Source organism: Komagataeibacter oboediens, assembly GCF_018491655.1.
Taxonomy (GTDB): domain Bacteria; phylum Pseudomonadota; class Alphaproteobacteria; order Acetobacterales; family Acetobacteraceae; genus Komagataeibacter; species Komagataeibacter oboediens.
On record NZ_JABLUU010000009.1, the window covers coordinates 58,960 to 79,854 of the forward strand.

General features: G+C 61.7%; 17 protein-coding genes and 1 tRNA gene. 8 read left to right on the top strand and 10 right to left on the bottom strand.

Features of this window, described 5'->3' with window-relative positions; all coding sequences use genetic code 11:
* Positions 1 to 69: 69 nt before the first annotated feature.
* The 5 genes from recF to mutM form a co-directional block, all read right to left on the bottom strand.
* Positions 70 to 1,194 carry a DNA replication/repair protein RecF gene (recF, locus tag HNO79_RS09315; RefSeq protein ID WP_214165204.1) on the bottom strand — a complete coding sequence of 375 codons (1,125 nt, stop codon included), beginning with the start codon at positions 1,192 to 1,194 and terminating at the stop codon, positions 70 to 72.
* Positions 1,195 to 1,216: 22 nt separating this feature from the next.
* A complete protein-coding gene (dnaN, locus tag HNO79_RS09320) occupies positions 1,217 to 2,341 on the bottom strand; it encodes a DNA polymerase III subunit beta (protein WP_214165205.1) in 1,125 nt (374 codons plus the stop codon).
* A gap of 113 nt (positions 2,342 to 2,454) precedes the next feature.
* The gene (gene dnaA / locus HNO79_RS09325; protein ID WP_214165206.1) at positions 2,455 to 3,915 is read right to left on the bottom strand and encodes a chromosomal replication initiator protein DnaA; all 1,461 of its coding nucleotides are present in this window, start codon (positions 3,913 to 3,915) and stop codon (positions 2,455 to 2,457) included.
* Between the two features lie 367 nt (positions 3,916 to 4,282).
* A complete protein-coding gene (rpsT, locus tag HNO79_RS09330; protein WP_010514577.1) occupies positions 4,283 to 4,552 on the bottom strand; it encodes a 30S ribosomal protein S20 in 270 nt (89 codons plus the stop codon).
* 104 nt (positions 4,553 to 4,656) lie between these two features.
* Positions 4,657 to 5,538 (bottom strand): bifunctional DNA-formamidopyrimidine glycosylase/DNA-(apurinic or apyrimidinic site) lyase, encoded by an 882-nt coding sequence (gene mutM, locus HNO79_RS09335; RefSeq protein WP_214165207.1) that lies wholly within the window; start codon positions 5,536 to 5,538, stop codon positions 4,657 to 4,659.
* A 29-nt stretch (positions 5,539 to 5,567) separates the two neighbouring features.
* Here mutM and HNO79_RS09340 point away from each other — a divergent pair, with 29 nt between their 5' ends.
* Genes HNO79_RS09340 through HNO79_RS09360 form a run of 5 tightly spaced genes read left to right on the top strand, consistent with a single transcriptional unit; the run spans position 5,568 to position 11,135 of the window.
* A complete protein-coding gene (locus tag HNO79_RS09340) occupies positions 5,568 to 6,365 on the top strand; it encodes a class I SAM-dependent methyltransferase (RefSeq protein WP_214165208.1) in 798 nt (265 codons plus the stop codon).
* Positions 6,365 to 7,603, top strand: coding sequence for a bifunctional phosphopantothenoylcysteine decarboxylase/phosphopantothenate--cysteine ligase CoaBC (gene coaBC / locus HNO79_RS09345; protein ID WP_214165209.1), 1,239 nt, complete (start codon positions 6,365 to 6,367; stop codon positions 7,601 to 7,603). The genes HNO79_RS09340 and coaBC overlap by 1 nt, the downstream gene beginning before the upstream one ends.
* Complete coding sequence (gene dut, locus HNO79_RS09350) at positions 7,600 to 8,061, top strand: dUTP diphosphatase (RefSeq protein ID WP_214165210.1); 462 nt, start codon at positions 7,600 to 7,602, stop codon at positions 8,059 to 8,061. The genes coaBC and dut overlap by 4 nt, the downstream gene beginning before the upstream one ends.
* Positions 8,058 to 9,776: an ABC transporter permease gene (locus tag HNO79_RS09355; RefSeq protein ID WP_214165211.1), complete on the top strand. Its 1,719-nt coding sequence runs from the start codon at positions 8,058 to 8,060 to the stop codon at positions 9,774 to 9,776. Before dut ends, HNO79_RS09355 begins: the two co-directional genes overlap by 4 nt.
* 9 nt (positions 9,777 to 9,785) lie before the next feature.
* A complete protein-coding gene (locus HNO79_RS09360) occupies positions 9,786 to 11,135 on the top strand; it encodes an ABC transporter ATP-binding protein (RefSeq protein WP_083819090.1) in 1,350 nt (449 codons plus the stop codon).
* A gap of 6 nt (positions 11,136 to 11,141) precedes the next feature.
* Here HNO79_RS09360 and msrA read toward each other — a convergent pair whose 3' ends face one another.
* The 4 genes from msrA to HNO79_RS09380 form a co-directional block, all read right to left on the bottom strand.
* Positions 11,142 to 11,696, bottom strand: a complete 555-nt coding sequence (gene msrA / locus HNO79_RS09365) for a peptide-methionine (S)-S-oxide reductase MsrA (RefSeq protein WP_010514585.1) — start codon at positions 11,694 to 11,696, stop codon at positions 11,142 to 11,144.
* Positions 11,697 to 11,726: 30 nt separating this feature from the next.
* Entirely contained in the window at positions 11,727 to 14,420 is a 2,694-nt protein-coding gene (locus HNO79_RS09370; RefSeq protein WP_214165239.1) for a valine--tRNA ligase, read from the bottom strand.
* Between the two features lie 197 nt (positions 14,421 to 14,617).
* The gene (locus HNO79_RS09375; RefSeq protein WP_010514589.1) at positions 14,618 to 16,054 is read right to left on the bottom strand and encodes a TolC family outer membrane protein; all 1,437 of its coding nucleotides are present in this window, start codon (positions 16,052 to 16,054) and stop codon (positions 14,618 to 14,620) included.
* Positions 16,055 to 16,162: 108 nt separating this feature from the next.
* On the bottom strand, positions 16,163 to 16,849 hold the full coding sequence (locus HNO79_RS09380) for a protein-L-isoaspartate O-methyltransferase family protein (RefSeq protein WP_214165212.1): 687 nt from the start codon (positions 16,847 to 16,849) through the stop codon (positions 16,163 to 16,165).
* A gap of 181 nt (positions 16,850 to 17,030) precedes the next feature.
* Here HNO79_RS09380 and HNO79_RS09385 point away from each other — a divergent pair.
* Positions 17,031 to 17,104, top strand: a tRNA-Cys gene (locus tag HNO79_RS09385).
* Positions 17,105 to 17,788: 684 nt separating this feature from the next.
* Here the strand turns inward: HNO79_RS09385 and HNO79_RS09390 are convergent.
* Positions 17,789 to 18,715, bottom strand: a complete 927-nt coding sequence (locus tag HNO79_RS09390; protein ID WP_214165213.1) for a LysR family transcriptional regulator — start codon at positions 18,713 to 18,715, stop codon at positions 17,789 to 17,791.
* 796 nt (positions 18,716 to 19,511) lie between these two features.
* On the opposite strand from HNO79_RS09390, the gene HNO79_RS09395 reads away from it, so the two are divergent.
* Positions 19,512 to 19,970, top strand: a complete 459-nt coding sequence (locus HNO79_RS09395) for an iron-sulfur cluster-binding protein (RefSeq protein ID WP_214165214.1) — start codon at positions 19,512 to 19,514, stop codon at positions 19,968 to 19,970.
* A complete protein-coding gene (locus tag HNO79_RS09400) occupies positions 19,967 to 20,890 on the top strand; it encodes a dihydroorotate dehydrogenase (protein WP_214165215.1) in 924 nt (307 codons plus the stop codon). Before HNO79_RS09395 ends, HNO79_RS09400 begins: the two co-directional genes overlap by 4 nt.
* Positions 20,891 to 20,895 lie beyond the last annotated feature (5 nt).

Genomic DNA, 20,895 nt, shown 5'->3' on the forward strand with positions numbered 1-20,895 from the left:
GATAACAACAAAATAACAGAATGCATTATAGCCTGAACCACCCGGTGTAACCAGCATTCCGCGCCGAAATCATGCATGGGGGGCAAGATTACCCTCACCCGGCGTCACGAATTCGGCGATCTGGCGCAGAGGCGTGAACTGTTCGCGGTCTGTTCCAGTCAGTAAAACGCCGGTGTCCATCCGTCCGATCGCCTGAAACAGGGCCTCGCGCCGCACATCATCCAGATGCACCAGCGGTTCATCCAGCAGAAGCATCGGCATCTGCCCCCGGCATGCCGCCAGGATACGCGCATGTGACAGGACGATACCCAGCAGCAGCGCCTTCTGCTGCCCCGTGCTGGACAGACTGGCCGGACGCCGCGTCAGCCGGTCCGCCATGCGCAGGTCGGTACGGTGTGCGCCAAAACGACTCCCCCCGCGCTGCCGGTCGATGGCGCGTGTCGCCGCGATCTGCTCCGCCAGCCAGTCTTCCACCGCCAGGGCAGGCATTTCGCGTAACTGATCGGCAATACGGCAATCAAGTTCCAGCCATGCGGCGGGAAAGCCATCGGCAACCGCCTGCTCATCCGCATTCAGGCGCGCTACCATATCCACCCGGGCGGCAACAGCCGCCACCGCGTGGCGCGCCATAGTGCGTTCCAGGGCGGCCAGCCAGTCCGTATCCGCTCCACGCTGCGTCAGCAGGCGGCTACGCTGCATCATCGCGCGGTCATGGGCGGCCAGTTCACGCGCGTGACCAGGTTCAAGCGCCAGCACCAGCCGGTCCAGAAACCGGCGGCGACTGCCTGCCCCGTCCTGAAACAGGCGGTCCATCTGCGGTGTCAGCCAGACGGCGGAAAAATATTCGCCCACCGCATCGCGGTTGCGCTGGGCCTGTCCATCCACGCGAAACGCACGCCGTTCCGGCCGCAGCGGATCGGCCCCCGTGGCGATCTGGACGGTCAGGGCATCATCGCCCCACTGCGCCATCACGTCGGCGGCGACACCCCACAGCGTCGCACCATGACGGGGCAGTTCATCCATGCGCGCGCCCCGCAGGCCACGCCCTGGCACCAGCAGCGAGACCGCTTCCAGCAGGTTGGTCTTGCCACTGCCGTTCGGCCCGGTAATGACCGTGGCCGGACATGCCGGTTTCCATGAAAGATGATGATAATTACGGAAATCCGTAAGTACCAGTCGTGTCACGCAGGCCATGCGACCGGAAGGCCGCGCGCGATTACACGCGCATCGGCATCAGGACGTACAGCGCGGACGGGCTGTCCACATCACGCACGATGGTGGGCGCGGAACTGTCAGAAAAGGCGAATTCCACTTCCTTTTCCACCTGATCGGTAATGTCGTTCAGGTAGCGGGCCTGAAAGCCGATCTCCATGGGCGACGCATCATAAGAGACATGGTTTTCGTCCAGCTCTTCCGTCGCGGTCCCCTGATCCTGGCTTGCGGCCGACAACGTCAGCAGGTTGTGCGCCATGCTCAGCTTGACCGGGCGGGAACGCTCCTGACTGATCGCCGCCACGCGGGATACGGCATCGGAGAATATTTTCTTGCCCACGCGCAGGATCTTGTCATTCCCGTGCGGGATCACGCGTTCATATTCGGGGAAGGTACCGTCAATCAGCTTGGAGGTCAGCGTGATGTTGCCAATGGAGAACTGGATGCGGGTATCGGACAGGGCCACGGCAACCTGCTCGGGCCCTTCGTCAAGCAGCTTGCGCAGCTCAGCCACCGTCTTGCGCGGGACAATCACGCCCGGCATACCTGCGCCGCCTGCGGGCAGTTCGGTCTCGACACGGGCCAGGCGATGCCCGTCCGTCGCCACCGCGCGCAGCACCGGACCCGCATCCCCTTCGGCCACATGCAGGAAGATGCCATTAAGGTAGTAGCGCGTTTCCTCGGTGGAGATGGCAAAGCGCGTACGGTCGATCAGGCCACGCAGCACCTGTGCCGGAATGCTGAATTCATGCGGCAGGCTGCCAGCCATCATGGACGGGAAATCATCCACATCCAGCACATTCAGGCTGGTGGCGAACCGCCCCGCCCGCAGGCCCAGTGGCGCATCACCCCCGGCATGGTCCAGTTCGACATGCGCGCCATCGGGCAGCTTGCGCACGATTTCATACAGGACAGCCGCTGGCGCCGTGACAGCGCCGTCACGCAGGGTTTCCGCCGCAACGCCTTCAACCACCGCGATTTCCATGTCGGTGGCGGTCAGTGTCATGGCACCATCAACGACATTGATCAGCACGTTGGCCAGGATGGGGATGGTATTGCGCTTCTCGGCAACGCTCTGGATATGGGCCAGTGCCTTGAGCAGCGTTACACGGTCGGCCTTCAACTTCATCGGTACAATATCCTCCACATCCCGTCACGTCAGGCATACGTACAGACGGGGGGTGACATGTTTAGCAGCCGCGGGCGACTCTGGTAAAGGGGGGCGTTGAACCCTAAATTTATTCAGCTTTCCAGCATGCGGCGCAACAGCTCCACATCTTCGGCAAAAGCGGGATCCTGTTCCATCAGCTCCGTCACGCGGGTCACGGCATGCATGACCGTCGTATGATCACGATTGCCGAACTTGCGCCCGATTTCAGGCAGGGAACGGCTGGTCAGCTGCTTGGCCAGGTACATCGCCACCTGACGGGGCCGCGCCACGGCGCGCGCGCGACGGGCCGAGGACATGTCGGTCAGGCGGATATTCCAGTGTTCGGCCACCTTGCGCTGGATTTCCTCGATCGTGACGCGCCGGTCATGGGCCTTGAGGATGTCATGCAGCACATCCTGCGTCGCTTCCAGCGTGACCGGGCGACCGAACAGGTTGGCATGGGCGATCAGGCGGTTCAGCGCGCCTTCCAGCTCACGCACGTTCGACGTGATCTTGTGCGCAAGGAATTCCAGCACCTTGGCGGGCACCACCACGCCGGACGCACTGGCCTTGGCCTCCAGAATGGAGATACGCAGTTCAAACGTGGTGGCATGAATATCCGCCACCATGCCGCAGCCAAGGCGGGTGCGCAGCCTGTCCTCCAGCCCCGACAGGTCGGAGGGGGATTTATCGGCCGAAACCACGATCTGCCGTCCCGCATCAACCAGTGCGTTGAAGGTATGGAAGAATTCTTCCTGCGTATTATCCTTGCCGATCAGGAACTGCAGGTCATCGATCATCAGCACATCGACAGAGCGCAGCTGCTCCTTGAATTCCATGGTGGACTGGGACCGGATGGCCGCGATGAAGCGGTACATGAACTTTTCCGCCGACATGTAGGCGACGGATACCTTCCCCTCACGCAGCAGCTCAGCCCCGATGGCATGCATGAGGTGCGTCTTGCCCAGCCCGACCCCACCATACAGGAACAGCGGGTTGAAGCCGGGGCTGGAGGGCCGCTCCGCAACCCGGCGGGCGCAGGCATAGGCAAATTCGTTGGGCTTGCCCACCACAAAGGTATCGAAGGTGAAGCGCGGGTCCAGCGGGGCGGCAAGGTCGCTGCGGACTTCGGCGTGCCGGGGCTCTTCCTGTGCCGGGGCGGGAGCTGCCGCCACACGGGGGGCCGCATCTTCGCTGTTGGCCGGTGCTGCGGCTGCCGCGCCATCCGCCTGGACTGGCGCGGACGCGCTTCCCGGACGGGCGACCTGCAGTTCGACACGGCGGATGGCGGGCACTTCGGCATTCCACAGCGTACCAAGACGGTCGCCGTATTGCCCACGCACCCAGTCCCGCAGGAATCGGGTGGGCAGGTAGAGGGTAATCTCGTCCTCCTCCACCGGGCCGACCGTGATCTGGCGCAGCCACGTGCGGTATTCGACTTCCCCGACCTCGGCCTTCAGCCGTTCGCAGATGCGCGACCAGTGGATGGCAAGCACACTTTTCTGCGCATTGGCTTCCGCAACTGCGTCATAGCCTTCCAGTCCGCCTGTCATATCCGCTCCCGGCTACATGGGACATGGAACACGCGCCCCCGCGCATGCACCCGCACCCCCGCTCCATCCATCAACTGTTCCACAACGCCACTGCGCCCGCACACAGCAGGCGGCACGCCAGCCGCGCACCTGACACGACCCACAACCCGGACCATCAAGGCCCAAGGCAACAGATGACGTTGGAATTATCCACATAAGGTAGAGCAGAGAATCGGACGAAGCAACGAGAATCTGCCCCCACCCCGCCAAAACCCGATCACACCTGTGGAAATGGCAAACAAAAAAGGCCGCTATCACCACTAATGGTGATACACGACCTTCTTCATTACTTACCGCATTCTTTCAGATAAAAGAATACAGAAGGTTTTTACGCCGCAGCAAGGGACTTGATACGGGCGGACAGGCGCGAAATACGACGGGCAACCGTGTTGGCGTGAAGAACGCCCTTGCCAACCGCACGCTGCAGTTCAGGCTGCGCCTCACGCAGCGCAACAGCGGCATCGTCCTTCTTGCCGGTCGCGATCGCGACCTCGACCTTCTTTACGAAGGTGCGCACGCGGGACAGGCGGGCCGTGTTACGGGCGTTGCGGCGTTCGTTCTGGCGGATGCGCTTGCGCGCGGATGCTGTATTGGCCATTGCTCTCAGTTCATCTGCATAAATCAGGTTACGGCGGTCCGCCACCCGATCGTTGCGGACATCCCATATCAGGCTGGCGATCTAGTCCACCCTGACCCCATTCGTCAAGACAAGTCTTTGCCTAAATCATTTTCCACCCTCTGCTGTCGGGGGCAGAAAAAGCTGGAACGCCCGGACTGGGTGATCCGCATCACCCCATCGCATGCCGGTGGACCGGGGCAGTCGGGGCAGCCTTCCCCTTCCCGCCCATACACACGCCAGGCATGCTGAAAATAGCCCAGCTCCCCATCCGGTTGCACGTAATCACGCAGGCTTGAGCCTCCGGCCGCGATTGCTTCCTCCAGAACCGCACGGATTTCGTTGGCAAGCTTCTCGTACTGTTCGGCATTTATGTCCCCTGCCGTCTGCGCGGGGTGGATGCGCGCGCGGAACAGGGCTTCGGATACATATATGTTGCCAAGTCCCGCCACGACGCGCTGGTCCAGCAGCAGGGCCTTGATGCTGGTGCGCCGCCGCCCGGCGCGCGCGGCCAGCCATGCACCGTCAAACCGGTTGCCCAGTGGCTCCGGCCCCATGCCCGCCAGCAGGCGGTGGGTTTCCACCCCCGTCGCGGGCACCAGATCGACCATGCCGAAACGCCGGGGGTCCACCAGCCCACAACGCGCACCCTGCGCCGTCTCGATCACCAGATGTTCGTGCCGCGCGGGCGGCAGGCCCCGTTCCGCTCCCGCGGGAGACGACAGCAGCACCCGGCCGGACATGCCCAGATGCAGCACCACGACCATGCCGCCCGACAGCGTGATGAGGATATATTTCCCCCGGCGGGAGAATCCATCAATCCGCCGTCCCTGCAACGCCGTGGCCAGATCGGGTGGAAACGGCCACCGCAGGCCGGTATGGTGCGTGCTGGCGCGGGAAATAGTGTGACCTTCAAGATGCACTCGCATCCCGCGCATCACAGTTTCGACTTCAGGTAGTTCCGGCATGGCCTCATCTGGGGTTATACCTGTGCATCATGACCGACATTAGCCAGCCATACCATCCCTCCCCTTCCGCAGGCCGTCCCGATGACCGCCAGGCGGATACCACCGATTTCGGCTTCCGCGACGTGCCGTTGCGCGAGAAGAAATCCCTGGTCCGGAACGTCTTTGACAGCGTGGCCTCCAAATACGACATCATGAATGACGTGATGTCGCTGGGCATTCACCGCGCATGGAAAAAGATTTTCGTCACCGAGCTTGCCCCCCACCCCGACCTGTCGCTGCTCGACCTTGCGGGCGGAACGGGGGATATTTCCTTCGGATGGCTGCGCGGTGGCGGTGGCCCCGCCATCCTGTCCGACATCAATGTCAGCATGCTGACGGTGGGGCGCAATCGTGCGCTGGAACGCGGGCTTGTCTCCGGCCTCAACTTCATCGCTGTCGATGCCGAAGCCATCCCGCTGGCCGACAATTCGGTTGATCGCGTCTCCATCGCGTTCGGCCTGCGCAACTGCACGGACAAGCTGCAGGTGCTGCGGGAGGCACGGCGCATCCTGCGTCCGGGCGGACGGTTCCTGTGCCTTGAGTTCTCCCGCGTGCAGGTTGCGGCCTTCGCCCCGATCTACGATGCATGGTCCTTTCACGTGTTGCCCCGCATGGGGGCCGCGATCGCGGGGGATCGCGAAAGCTACCAGTACCTGGCTGAAAGCATCCGCATGTTCCCCGACCAGGAAACGCTGGCGGACATGATGCGCGAAGCAGGACTGGAACGCGTATCCTACCAGAACCTGTCCGGCGGGATCGCAGCCATCCATTCCGGCTGGAAAATCTGATGGGGGATGGGGCGACCCGTTCTGTCCTGCTTGTCGTGGGCGGTGGCATTGCCGCCTACAAGGCGCTGGAGCTGATTCGCAGGCTACGCGAACATGGCCTGCGCGTGCGCACGGTGCTGACGGATTCAGGGGCACGATTCGTTACCCCCATGTCCATTCAGGCGCTGAGTGGCGAACGCGTTTTCGGCGACCTGTTTTCCCTGACCGATGAAAGCGAGATGGGGCATATCGCCCTGTCCCGCAGCAGCGACCTGATCGTGGTCTGCCCCGCCACCGCCGACCTGCTGGCCCGCATGGCGGCCGGACTGGCCAATGACCTGGCCACGACCGTGCTACTGGCGACCGATACGCCGGTACTGGTTGCCCCCGCCATGAACGTGCGCATGTGGACCCATGCTGCCACACAGGCCAATGTCGCGACATTACATGCACGTGGCGTGGCCTTCGTGGGGCCGGACTCCGGCCTCATGGCGTGCAACGAATCCGGCCCCGGACGTCTGGCGGAACCGGATGATATCCTGTCTGCCATACTGCGCCTCCTGCACCCAGACAGGCCACTGGCTGACCGCAGGGCACTGGTGACCGCGGGCCCCACGCACGAACCGATCGACCCCGTGCGCTATATCGCCAACCGCTCCTCCGGGACGCAGGGGTATGCCATTGCCGCAGCCCTTGCGGCAGCAGGGGCGGATGTTACGCTGGTCAGCGGTCCCACCACCCTGCCCGACCCTGCCGGCGTGAGGACCGTGCGGGTGGAGACGGCACGTGACATGCTGGAGGCCTGCCTTACGGCCCTGCCCTGTGATATTGCGATCTGCACCGCGGCCGTGGCCGACTGGCATGTCGCCCCCGCGCCCCAGAAGATCAAGAAAACCGCAGGCGCCCCCCCTCCCACGCTGCAACTGGTGCCCAATCCCGACATTCTGGCAACCCTCAGCCAGCCATCCCCAACGCGACCGGGACTTGTCATCGGCTTCGCGGCGGAAACCGAACACGTCGTGGCACATGCCACCGCCAAGCGCCTGCGCAAGGGCTGTGACTGGATCGTGGCCAATGATGTCAGTCCCGGCACCGGCATCATGGGCGGCACGGAAAACGAGGTCTGCCTGATCGATGCCGCGGGCTGCGAACACTGGCCCCGGCTGGACAAGACGCAGGTCGCCCGGAAGCTGGTTGCGCGGATCGCCACATTCCTGCAAACGCCACCCCCAACCCTGAATAACCGGACCCCGCCATGACTTCCTCCCCCCTGCCCATCCAAGTCCGCCGCCTGGCCCACGCCCATGGCCTGCCGCTACCGGCCTACGCCACAGACGGGGCGGCCGGGATGGACCTGCTGGCAGCCGTGACCGAACCGATGACCATCGCGGCCGGTGGCCGCGCGCTGGTTCCCACCGGGCTGTGTGTGGCGCTACCCCGGGGATACGAGATGCAGATCCGCCCACGCTCCGGCCTTGCGCTGAAACATGGCATTACCCTGCCCAATGCGCCCGGCACGATTGATGAGGATTACCGGGGTGAAATCGGCATCATCGTCATGAACACAGGCAGCGACCCCTTTGTGGTCGAACGTGGCATGCGCATTGCACAGGCCGTGCTGGCCCCGATCGTGCGCGGGGCATGGGTTGAATATTCAGAACTGGAGGACACGGATCGCGGCGCGGGTGGCTTTGGCAGTACGGGCACCGCAGGGTGACAGACAGCAGCCTGCCGGGGAACCTGCGGGTTCGCCCCAACATCGCGGACCTGCTTGGCCTGCTGGCGATCATGGCGGGGGCCGTCATCATCGCCACCGCCGGGCGTCACATGCTTGTGCCCATTCCCGCAAGCGAGGCGGGGACCATCCACCTCAATCCCGCATGGCTGCCCGCCTATGCCGTGCGGACCACGCTGCGCATGTTTGCCGCCCTTGCCGCGTCCCTGCTGTTTACCTTCACCTATGCCGTGTGGGCCGCGAAAAGCAGGCGTGCGGGACAGGTGCTGATCCCGCTTCTGGATATCCTGCAGTCGGTGCCGATCCTCGGGTTCCTGACATTTACGGTGGTTTTTTTCCTTGGCCTGTTCCCCGGCCGGATGATGGGCGCGGAACTGGCCGCGATCTTCACCATTTTCACCAGTCAGGCATGGAACATGGCCTTTGCCATGTATCAGGCACTGCGCACCGTGCCGCCGGATCTGGAGGAAGCCGCCCTGTGCTTCGGCCTGACGCCGTGGCAGCGTTTCTGGCGGCTGGAAGTGCCATTCGCCATTCCGTCGCTGGTCTGGAACACCATGATTTCCATGTCCGGCGGGTGGTTCATGGTCGTCTATTCCGAGACCATCACGGTCGGAAACACCGACATCGCGCTGCCGGGAATCGGGTCATACGTGGGTGTCGCGATCGAACAGCGCAACATCTGGGCAATCTTCTACGCCATTGCCGCCATGCTGGCGGTCATCCTGGCCTATGACCAGTTGCTGTTCCGCCCGCTGGTCGCATGGTCGGCACGTTTCCAGACCGATGAAGGCACGACCCTTGCCGCCCCCGACCCGTGGGTGCTGACGCTGCTGCGGCGCACGCACCTGCTGCGTCAGGGTTGCCTGCGGATGGGGGACATGATGACACGCATCGGCTGGCTGCCGCTGGGATCGCGGCCATCCGCCCCCCGGCAGCCACTCGTTCCCTCCCGCCTGCTGGATATTGCATGGATCGCGGCCCTGGCCGTCTGTGCCGTGACCATAGGGTGGAAGACATGGACCTATGGCAGCACCCATTACACGATGGCGCAGGTGCTGCATGTCATCATGCTGGGTGGCATCACGCTGGCGCGGGTGATGGTGACGGTTCTTGTCGCGTCGGTCATATGGGTGCCGGTCGGGATATGGCTGGGCCTGTCGCCACGCCGTGCGCGACGGGCGCAGATGGCCGCACAGTTCATGGCCGCCTTCCCCGCCAACCTGTTCTTCCCGCTGGTGGTGGTGGGAATCGTGCGCTGGCACCTGAACAGCAATATCTGGCTGACCCCCCTCATGCTGCTGGGCACGCAGTGGTATATCCTGTTCAATATCGTGGCGGGGGCATCGTCCTATCCCGGCGACCTGCTGGAGGCGGCCAAAAACTTCCATGTCCGGGGCTGGCTGTGGTGGTGGCGCGTGATGCTGCCGGGCATTACCCCCTATTTCATTACAGGGGCGCTGACTGCCTCGGGCGGGGCGTGGAACGCAGCCATCGCGACCGAGGTCGCAAGCTGGGGTGACACGACCCTGAGCGCGAACGGGCTGGGGGCGTATATTGCCCATGCCACCGTGGCGGGGGCGACCGACCAGGTGGGGCTGGGCATGGCCATCATGGCGGCGTTCGTGCTGATGCTCAATCGCGCCCTGTGGCGCCCGTTATCCAATTATGCCGCACGGCATTATACCTTTGACTGAGAGTTCATGATGCAGCAGCCCGACACCGCACCCCACCCCAAAACCGGGGCGGAGCTTGTCCGGATCATCAACTGCCGGCAGGCCTATCACAAGGAAAGCGCTACGGACCTGGTGGTGCTGGATGGCGTGAACCTGTCCATCCGCAGTGGGGAAATCGTTGGCCTGCTGGGCCGGTCCGGATCGGGCAAGTCCACGCTGCTGCGCATCATCGCGGGCCTTCTGACGCCAACAGCGGGCGAGGTCATCTGGAAGGGAAAGAAACTGGAGGGACCGGCTGCCGGCATTTCCATGGTGTTCCAGTCATTCGCGCTGTTCCCATGGCTGACGGTGCAGAAAAACGTGGAACTGGGTCTGGAAGCGCAGGGCGTGCCTGTGGCCGAACGCCAGAAACTGGCGGAAGATGCGATCGGGCTGATCGGGCTGGGGGGATATGAAAACGCCTACCCCAAAGAACTGTCGGGGGGCATGCGGCAGCGCGTGGGGCTGGCACGCGCGCTGGTGGTCCGGCCTGACCTGCTGCTGATGGATGAACCATTTTCCGCGCTGGATGTGCTGACGGCGGAAAACCTGCGCACCGATCTGGTGGAACTATGGGCAGAAAAGAAACTGCCGATCCAGTCCATCCTGCTGGTCACGCATAATATCGAGGAAGCGGTGCTGATGTGCGACCGCATTCTGATCTTTTCCTCCAACCCCGGCCGGGTGGCGTACGAACTGCAGGTTCCCTTCGAACATCCCCGCAATCGCGAGGATGCGGCCTTCCGGCAGTTCGTGGACCGGATATACGCCCTCATGACCCGGCGCGCACCCGTGGTGTCGGAAGCGGACATGACCGACCCGGACATGGACCATGTGCAGATCACGACGGATGCCGTGGCCCTGCCCCCGCTGCCGATCAATACCATTGTGGGCATGATGGAAACACTGGCGGCCGACCCGCTGCATGGCCGCGCCGACCTGCCCCTGCTGGCCAGCCGGTTGCAACTGGAACTGGATGACCTGTTCCCGTTGGGCGAATCCCTTCAACTGCTGGGCTTTGCCGAACTGGAGGACGGCGATATCCTGCTCACGCCCGAGGGGATGCGCTTTGTCCAGAGCGAACATGACATCCGCAAGAACATCCTGTGGCACAGCATGCTGCACAACATTCCCCTGGTGCGCACCATCCGCGCCGTGCTGGATGAACGTCCGAACCATCGCGCCAGCGCCGAGCGATTCCGTGACGAACTGGAAGACAGCATGTCCCCCGAATATGCGCGCCAGACATTACAGACGCTGATCGGCTGGGCACGCTATGCTGAACTGTTTGATTTTGATGAAGAAGCTGACCAGCTTTTCCTTGACGACGAAGCCGGATAACCGGGCCTAGCCCGCCGTATCCACCAGCCGGTCGCGAAACAGCCGCCGCATCTTGGCAATCTTTGGCGGGATCACGGCGCTGCAATAGGCATTGCCGGGATTACGGGCGAAGTAATCCCGGTGATAATCCTCCGCTGGCCAGAAATGCGTCAGTGGCGCAATTTCGGTCACCAGCGGGTCCGGCCATACCTTTTCTTCCGCGATTTCATTGCGAATGGCATAGGCCGTCATTTCCTGCTCGGATCCCTGCCAGAATATGGCGGAGCGATACTGCGTCCCCACGTCATTACCCTGCCGGTTGAGCGTGGTGGGGTCATGCATGACAAAGAAGATCCGCAGCAGGTCGGCGCATGACAGTTCCGCAGGGTCGAATGTCACCCGCACGACTTCCGCATGGCCGGTGCGGCCAGAACAGACCTGTTCATAGGTAGGATTGGCGGTATGGCCCCCGGCATAACCGGGTTCCAGCCCCTCCACGCCGCGCAGTTCCTTCAGCGGCGCTTCAAGACACCAGAAGCAGCCCCCACCCAGCACCAGTGTTTCCAATGCGTGTCCGGTCATGCGTGCTGCTCCCCCTATTTGACAGGTCCGTCAGGAAATGCGCGCCAGCGCGGCCTGCAGACGCTGGCGTTCAGCCTGGAACGTCTCAAGCCGTTCACGGTTTTCAGCAACCACCTCAGGCTTGGCGCGGGCCACGAAATCGGCATTGCCCAGCTTGCGCTCGACCTTGGTGATCTCGCCATCAACCTTGGTGCATTCCTTTTCCAGACGCTGGCGTTCAACGGCAAGGTCAATGATCCCGGCAAGCGGAATGACCAGTGTTGCTTCATCCACCACCAGCTGCGCCGCACCCTGGGGCATTTCGCCTTCCAGTGGCAGCACTTCGGACACGCGCGCCATGCGTCCGATTGCTTCCGACCATTTGGCGGCACGCGCCACGGTCACGGGCGAGGCATCACGCAGCAGGACGGGGGCAAGGCGTGACGGCGGCACGTTCATTTCCGAACGCACGGTCCGGATCGCGCTGATGAAGCGGATCAGCCACTCCATTTCCTCACGGGCTTCCTTTGCCCCATCCAGATGTTCGGGCTGGGGCCATGGCGCGGTAATCAGCGATCCCTCCGCCCCGAAGCCGAAATGCCGCCACAGGCTGTCGGTCACGAACGGGGTGACGGGCTGCAGCAGCCGCATGATGGTGCCCAGCACATGGGCGGCCACGGCGCGGGTCTCGACCGCTTCGGCCGTATCGCCTGCGGCAAAGACCGGCTTGGCCAGTTCAAGGAACCAGTCGCAGAAGAAATTCCAGACGAACCGGTAGCAGGCTGCAGCATATTCATCGAAGCGGAAGGCTTCCAGCGCCTTCGTAGCATCTTCCACCGCCTGCGCCAGTTCCGCCAGTATCCAGCGGCCCAGCGGTGACTGCACGCTGGCGGGGCTGAACCCTTCGACCGGGGCCACGCCGTTCATTTCGCAAAAACGTGCGGCGTTCCAGATCTTGGTGATGAAGGAACGGTATTCCTCCACCTTCCTGCGTCCCAGCTTCACATCACGACCCAACCCGGTCAGCGAGCAGATGCAGAACCGCATGGCGTCCGCGCCGTAGCTGTCGATCATTTCCAGCGGGTCGATGCCGTTGCCCTTGGACTTGGACATTTTCTGCCCGCGTTCATCACGCACCAGACCATGGATGAACACCGTGCGGAACGGCACATCCTTCATGAAATGCAGGCCCATCATCATCATCCGCGCGACCCAGAAGAAGATGATGTCAAAACCCGTAACCAGCACGTCGGTCGGGTAATAGCGGGCCAGTTCCGGCGTCTGCTGCGGCCAGCCAAGGGTGGAAAATGGCCACAGCGCGGAGGAGAACCACGTATCCAGCACGTCTTCATCGCGCGTCAGCGCGGTGTCCTGCCCGTAATGGGCACGGGCCTGTTCTACTGCATCGGCTTCGTCATGGGCAACGAATACGTGCCCGTCCGGGCCATACCATGCCGGGATGCGGTGTCCCCACCACAACTGGCGACTGATGCACCACGGCTGGATGTCGCGCATCCAGGCGTAGAAAGTGTTCTCCCACTGCCGGGGCACGAATTCGATCCTGCCGCTTTCAACCGCATCGATTGCGGGGCCGGCAAGGGTCTTGGCGTCGCAGTACCACTGCGTGGTCAGGCGGGGTTCGACCACCGCACCACTGCGTTCGGCATGGGGCACCTGATTGGTATGCGGCTCGATCTTTTCCAGCCATTCAAGGCGTTCAAGTTCGGCCACCATCGCCTTGCGCGCTTCATCGCGCGGCATGCCTTCCAGCGTGCGCACAAAGGCGGGATCGGCCAGACCATCCTCGGCACGCAGTTCACCCTCGATTTCGGTCAGGGTGATACGGGCTTCCTCGTCCAGCACGCTGGGCATATCCAGCTTGTGACGGCGCCCGACCTCGAAATCGTTGAAGTCATGGGCGGGCGTGATCTTGACCGCGCCGCTGCCCTTGGTCGGGTCCGAATGTTCATCCGCCACAATGGGAATACGGCGGCCCGTCAGCGGCAGGATGACATTCCTGCCCACCAGATCGGCAAAACGTTCATCTTCCGGATGAACGGCCACGGCCATATCGCCCAGCATGGTCTCGGGACGGGTGGTGGCAACCGTGATGGTGCGGCCCGGCTGCCCTTCGACGGGGTAGCGGATATACCACAGGTTGCCGCGCGTTTCCCGGTTATCGACTTCCAGATCCGAAATGGCGGAACGGAAGGCCGGATCCCAGTTGACCAGACGGCGGTCGCGGTAGATCAGCCCCTCGCGGTAGAGGGTGACGAACACCTCTTTCACCGCATCCGACAGGCCATCATCCATGGTGAAGCGTTCACGCGGCCAGTCCAGGGAACCGCCCAGGCGACGCAGCTGCTTTGTAATGCCGCCGCCGGATTCGGCCTTCCATTCCCACACGCGTTCGACAAAGGCGTCACGGCCCATTTCCTGTCGTGACGTGCCGTCCTTCTGCAACATCCGCTCGACCACCAGCTGCGTTGCAATGCCGGCGTGGTCGGTGCCCGGCTGCCACAGGGTGTCACGCCCCTGCATACGCCGCCAGCGGATCAGCGTGTCCTGCAGGGTCATGGTCAGGGCATGGCCAATATGCAGCGTGCCCGTGACGTTGGGCGGCGGTATCATGATGGTATAAGGCTTGGCCGAACTGTCTGGCCGGGCGCTGAACGCACCACTGGCCTCCCACAGGGCATAGAGGGAAGTTTCTGTCCCGTCGGGGGAGAACGACTTGTCAAGCATCACGAAAAACCAGATCCACCATAATCAGACGCAGGGCAGGACAACGCGCCCGGCCATGCGCAGATATACCCCAAACCGGCGCGAAGGGAACGGCGCGCATGCAATCTTTATCTGCCCTGCCGCAACGTAGCCTTGCCACATACCCCGGATCACGTGGGCGCGGCGCCATCTGGTGCCGCCGGTCCATGCCTGTTCCCTCAGCGTCCCGGCTGACTGGTGGCGTAATCGCTGATCCCCCACAACCGGTCATGCACGGCATGGTAATAGGCCCGTTCATCATACAGCGGGACATCAAGGCTGAGGTCACGCGCGGTCAGCCGTCCGATGGCCGCCGTGACCTGATAGGATGACTGCACAAGATTGCCCGCGCTGCGCACCAGCGCGATCTGGGCCTGAAGCAGGGTTTCCTGCTGCTGCAGCACCGCCAGCGTGGTGGTGGTCCCCACAATGACCTGACGCTGCATGCCATGCAGGGCGGTGGCATCCGCCGCAACGGCTTCGCGGTTGCTGTCGATCGCTTCCCGGTTGGCCTGCATGCGCTGCCAGCTTGCCGCCGCCAGCTGGATTGCCGCCCGGCGGCGGACATCCACCGTGTGACCGGCCTCGGCCGCCTGCTGGCGCGCCATGCGCACGGCGGCATATTCGCCCCCGCCCTGATAAAGCGGCATGGAGGCGTTGACGAGCGCGTATTTGTTATTGTTCAGCGAACGGCCTTCGTCCTGATTGATGCCGTGCATATAGGCGGCCTCGGCGCTGACGGTAGGCATCAGGGCAGCAAAGGCCACGCCGACGGCGTCCTTTTTCGCGGCCTCATCAAACAGTGCGCCAATGACTTCGGGATTGTTCTGCACCGCCTGCGTCATGGCGTCCTGTTCGGTCTGCAGGGGCAGGACCAGCGGCTGGGGCGGGGACAGGTCATCAGGCGCGTCGCAACCCACCACCTGTCGGTAGGTCGCGCGGTCCGCCTGCAACGTCCCTTCGGCCAGTTGCCGGACCGCGCGCGCATTGGCCAGCGCACCCTGTGCCTGCGCCACGTCGGTATGGGTGATTTCACCCCCATGCGCCCGCAGGCTGGTGGCGCGCAGCTGGGCGGCATAAACCTGTTCGTTATTGATGTCGATGCTCAGTATCTGCTCATCTTCCACCACGGTGACATAGGCGCTGACCACATCGGAAAAGACCTGCTGTTCCGCTTCGATCAGGCGCGCGCGTTCCGCCATGACGGCATGCCGTGCCTTGTGCGTGTTCGCCGTTGTCTTGCCGCCGGTATAGATGGGCTGGGAAATGCTGACCCCGCCGGAATAGCCGGGACTGTCATACTTGCGGGCGTATCCCCCCGATTCCCCTGCAACCGGGGCCATACGGAGCAGCCCGGAATAGTACGACATGCTGGCGTTGCCGGTAATGGTGGGCCGCCACCCGCCCAGCGCCTGCGGCACCTGTTCGTCCGTTGCCCGCAGGGCGGCGCGTTCCTGCCGCAGCACCGGGTTGGTCAGATAGGCCATGGCCAGTGCGGCCTTAAGGGTATGGGGGACCTCCTGATCCTCCACCCGCGGCACCGGCGCGCGCGCCAGCGCCGTGCCACAGCACAGGATTGCCGCACTTCCCGCCCCGATTGCCCGGTATCCCCGCATGATCGTCCCCGTCCGCCTGATATGCCATGCGGGAACGTGCCGCCCCGCATGGCATGTTTACGGACAGGATATTGCGCAGGCGTTAACCGTCAGCCGATCATGCCCCGGTCAGAAAACAAAAGCAGGGGCCGGTTCCAGTTCCGGCAGCAACGGGACTGCGGCATCAAACAGTGGCTGCGTGGCGCAGCCCTGCGCCGTGCGGACAACGCGACTGACGGATGTCACCCCCGATCCAGCGCAGACCGGCGCGATCACACGGCCGCCCTGCGCCAGTTGCTCCAGCACTGCCGGGGGCACCTCGCGCACCGCCCCGTCAATCATGATCAGATCGTACGGTCCGTCATCCGGCGCGCCCCTGACCAGCGCACCGTCACGCCAATGCACGTCAGATGCCCACGTGAAACACAGGGCCCGGCCGATATCCGCCAGCCGCCGCTCCGATTCGAGGGCCACGATCTCCAGCGACTCCCCCATAGTGGACAGCAGCGCCGCGAGGTATCCGGTCCCGGCCCCCACCACCAGCACCCGTTCCCCGCGGACGGCTTCAGCGACCTGCAGCATGCGCCCCGTGACACGCGGTTCGGTCAGGTAGCGCCCTTCCCCCAGCGGCAGGTTCTGGTCGGAATAGGCAAAGGCACGCAGGGCATCCGGCACAGCCTGTTCACGCGGGAGCGCGCGCATGGCCGCGATAACATGGGGATTGCTGACCTGTGCCGGACGGATCTGGGCATCAACCATGCGCTGCCGTGCCGCGACAAAATCAAGAGGCACATAATCGGGGTCTGTCTTGTCCATAACGTTTCCTTGAAACACGGTGCCCTGAAGGGAAGGCGTTCGGCCGCCCGGCCGGACGGGCAATATTTTTTCCGGCTTTTTTTCTATTTATGCGCCGCTTTTACACCGAAACAACGCCCCACCTGCACACAACGGCTTGACCTGAGCCAGATTTCAGCAGATATAGCGCCAGAGCCGCTGAGGTCTGGTGGCAGAATGGTGATGCAGCGGACTGCAAATCCGCGAACGTGGGTTCGATTCCCGCCCAGACCTCCAGTCCCCCCTCAGGGGGAGACATGTGTTGACACAAATCCTGGAAATCTGCCGTTTTACCCCTCTGGCTGTGACATCCGATGACAGTGAGGGACGCCGGATGACAGTCATGATGGGGGTATCGGCCGAAGGGCGGGGGTATCGATTCTGACTGACGCAGCTGTCAAACGTACCTGTCCCTGATAAAACTGCCGACCCCGTCAGCCACTGCATGTTCACAAGCCAGACGGATCTGCAGCTTAGACAGGACGCCATCGGCCTCGATCATACACGAAAACAGTATCAGACCGAACAAGCCTGCCTCGGAACCATCCATGGAGGGCTGAAGTGGGCGGCCGGGCGTACGGCCGATCTGCCCGCAACGGGACAGCATTCCGGTGGCGTGTGGTAGCGCGCCGCAAATGCCTGACGATATGGATCTACAAAATCAAGAGATACTGCGCCCCCGACCAACACTCCTGTATGGAATGGCAGGCGGATATGACATCTACTGACCTCCCACTATTATTAATAGCTCCTTCGTCCGGAACAGGAATTTTCCAGCAACTGATGATGTATCCAGTCCACATCCGGTTTTATTGTCCCGTTTCTCCTCTTCCCCGTGTCCATCATGAGGCGTTCAGGAACCACGAAGTACCATGACCAGTCCCGCAGGAGCCAATCGCCCTACAGGACCGTCCCATATCGTTATTTAGTAGAAACGGACTTCATGAGGTCAATAATATTGCTGGCCAGAGCCTCCGCAGCGAGTGGCAGGGCAGTATCTTCACGGGCATACAGACCAAGATGGCTGGTAATGGGTTTCCGGTTTGCAAATAAGGGAATATGCACCAGGCGGCCTGCGCTCAGGTCCTGTTCACTTCCCACACGCGTCATTATCGCCATGCCCAGGCCACGAATGACCAGCTGTTTCATCAGTTCGACGGAGCCCGCTTCCACCTGCCCCCTGTCCGCAATTGATGCGTCATATAATAAGTTACGGACCTGAACCCGGTTGGCAAAGTTCCGCTTGGGCAGGATAAGGGGGATATCACGTAAATCACTTATGGACAGGCTCTTTTTCCTGGCCATGGGAGAATCTGGCCTGACCAGCCCCCCCAGGGGAAAGCTGACATTGGCCAGCCGCTTCAGCCTGGACGTTGGCGGCACTTCAAAGGCCAGCCCAAGATGCGCGTCCCCGTTTATGACCGCACGGGGAACATTTTCGGTTTCACTGATACTGATCCCTACGGTCAGTCGTGGAAAACGTTTGTTCATGGAAACGATACTGGCCGGGACAATATGATGGCATATGCCTTCAAGCGTCACCACTTCCACATGGCCTGAGTGCAGCCCCTTGAGCGCATCGAAGGCAGCGTAGACACGTTCGGAATCCCGCAGGACTGAAATGACATGCTGGGACAGTATTTCTCCTTCCGGTGTCAGGCGCAATCCGGATGACAGGCGAACAAACAGAGGGGCATTGATCTGGGCCTCAAGCGCAAGAATCTGCCTGTTTACTGCAGATGACGCAATATTGAGCCTGCGCGCCGCCTCACGGATGGACCCTGCCGTTCTTACCGTATCAAAGTAATAAAGCGAGGATGCATGAATCCGAAGCCGGTTTTCTGCCATCGTTTTCTTCCTGATCAGACGATCATCAGGGGCTGTAATCTTATCCTGGCCATGGCCACCCCGGTCGGTATCGCCTGTTTTTACAAGCACGCCATGATACGCGCCATATAAGGAATGTCTACAGCCTTATCCGGCTTTCATGCGCCGAAAAGTGGGAAATCTGCGTGTTCAATACCTCTGCGCGCGATGCCCATTCGGCAGCAGGCTGCGCAAATTTCTCTTCTTGCAAGACCTTCCCCGCAATGATTACGATAACGGAATATAGAAACTACCCCACCAGTTTCAAGAAAACATCGACAGGACACGTAAGTGGATACGCAGGAAGAGATGCTCTTTCTGCGTTGTGATTTCTTACACTCTATTACTTCTTTTTTTGAAAGAGATAACCCGTGTCGTTTTTTCTCTCAAATTCGATGCCGGTTGCGGCTGGCGACCAGTTGCCGCCCTCCCCGGCCCGAAATGGAATGGCGCATGACACTGTTGGCACCGTGGTGTCGAACCACCACGTCAATGCACTTTACAAGCACATCGTCATTACCTGCCCGCAGACCAGAATATGGGGTGAACCCGGACAGTTTTATATGCTGACATGCCCCCCGGCCCGGAAGACAGGCCGTTCTTCCGTCGGCCCATGAGCCTGTACGCGAACGGGAGAGGGCCGGACACCGTAGAATTTCTGTACAAAATCACCGGGACGGGCACCAGGGCGCTTGCAACCCTGAAAGAGGGGGAGAGCATCCGTCTGCTTGGGCCACTCGGGCACGGGTTTACACTTCAACCTGACTGGAAACACCTTGTGGTTGTTGGCCGTGGTGTGGGGCTGGCCACACTGGCCCCTCTGGTAAAAGCCGCCCGGGCAAACAATCTGGGGGTTACGGCAATACTGTCCTCGCGCGAACGTCACATGAGCATGTCGCAACACCATTTTGTTGATGTCGGCGCAAGGCTGGTTGAAGTAAACGACGATGACGGCAGTAGCGCGCCTGACAATGTCATGGAGTGCATCCGCGCACAGATACAGGCCGGGCAATGTGATGCCCTGTTTACTTGTGGCTCGAAACGTTTGCTGGGGATCATCCAGCATCTTGCCAGGGAATACAGTCTGCCCGGCCAGGTCGCGCTGGAGCAGCAGATGGCCTGCGGGCTGGGCATGTGCTTCTCTTGCGTACGGGTCATGTGCGAGGGGCAGAAGACGATCCACCGGCGCGTGTGCTGGGATGGCCCGGTCTTTGATGCACTTGAGGTCCAGTCATGATGGACATGCGTGTCAATCTGGGTGGCATTGAACTGCCCAATCCCGTCATGCCCGCTTCCGGGACGTTTGGGGAAGGCATGGCATCCGTAATAGATATGGGCCGTCTGGGTGCTTTTGTCACCAAGACAATTACGGAAAAAGAACGTTTAGGCAACCCGTTACCCCGCGTTGCCGAATTCCCGGGCGGCATGCTTAACTCGATCGGTATCCCTTCAAGGGGGGTAGAGCATTTCCTGCACCATCACCTGCCCTTTTACCAACAGTGGGATGTTCCGCTTGTTGTCTCGATATCAGCCAGTTCAGTAGAAAATTTCGGAAGACTGGCTGAGCAGGTAACCCGCTCCGGCGTTGCCGCCATTGAGGCCAACATATCATGCCCCAATCTGGAACAGGACGGAAAAGCATTTGGCATGTACCCTGACACCACAATGCAGGTGGTGAAGGAAATACGGTCCAGAAGCCATTTGCCCTTATGGGTCAAACTGACGCCAAACGCGTCCGATCTCACCACCATTGCATGCGCGGCGGAAGAAGGCGGGGCAGGCGCCCTTGTTGTTGCCAACACCATTCTGGCCATGTCCATCAATATCCACACTTTCCGACCGTCCCTTGGAAGTACCATGGGGGGACTGTCAGGACCGATGGTCAAGCCAATCATTCTTCGGCAGGTTTATCAATGCGCACAATGTGTGAATATTCCAATTATTGCATGTGGCGGCATAACAGAAACAGCTGATGCCATTGAATACATGCTGGCCGGAGCAAGTGCATTACAGGTCGGCACGGCCAATTTTTTAAATACATCTACAATGTCGGACATTATTTTTGGTCTGGATAAATTCTGCAAAAACCGAGGAATACAGCAGCTTTCCGATATAATAGGCGCCTGCAGGCAATATTGCGAGGCGCAGCCCGACTGACAGGA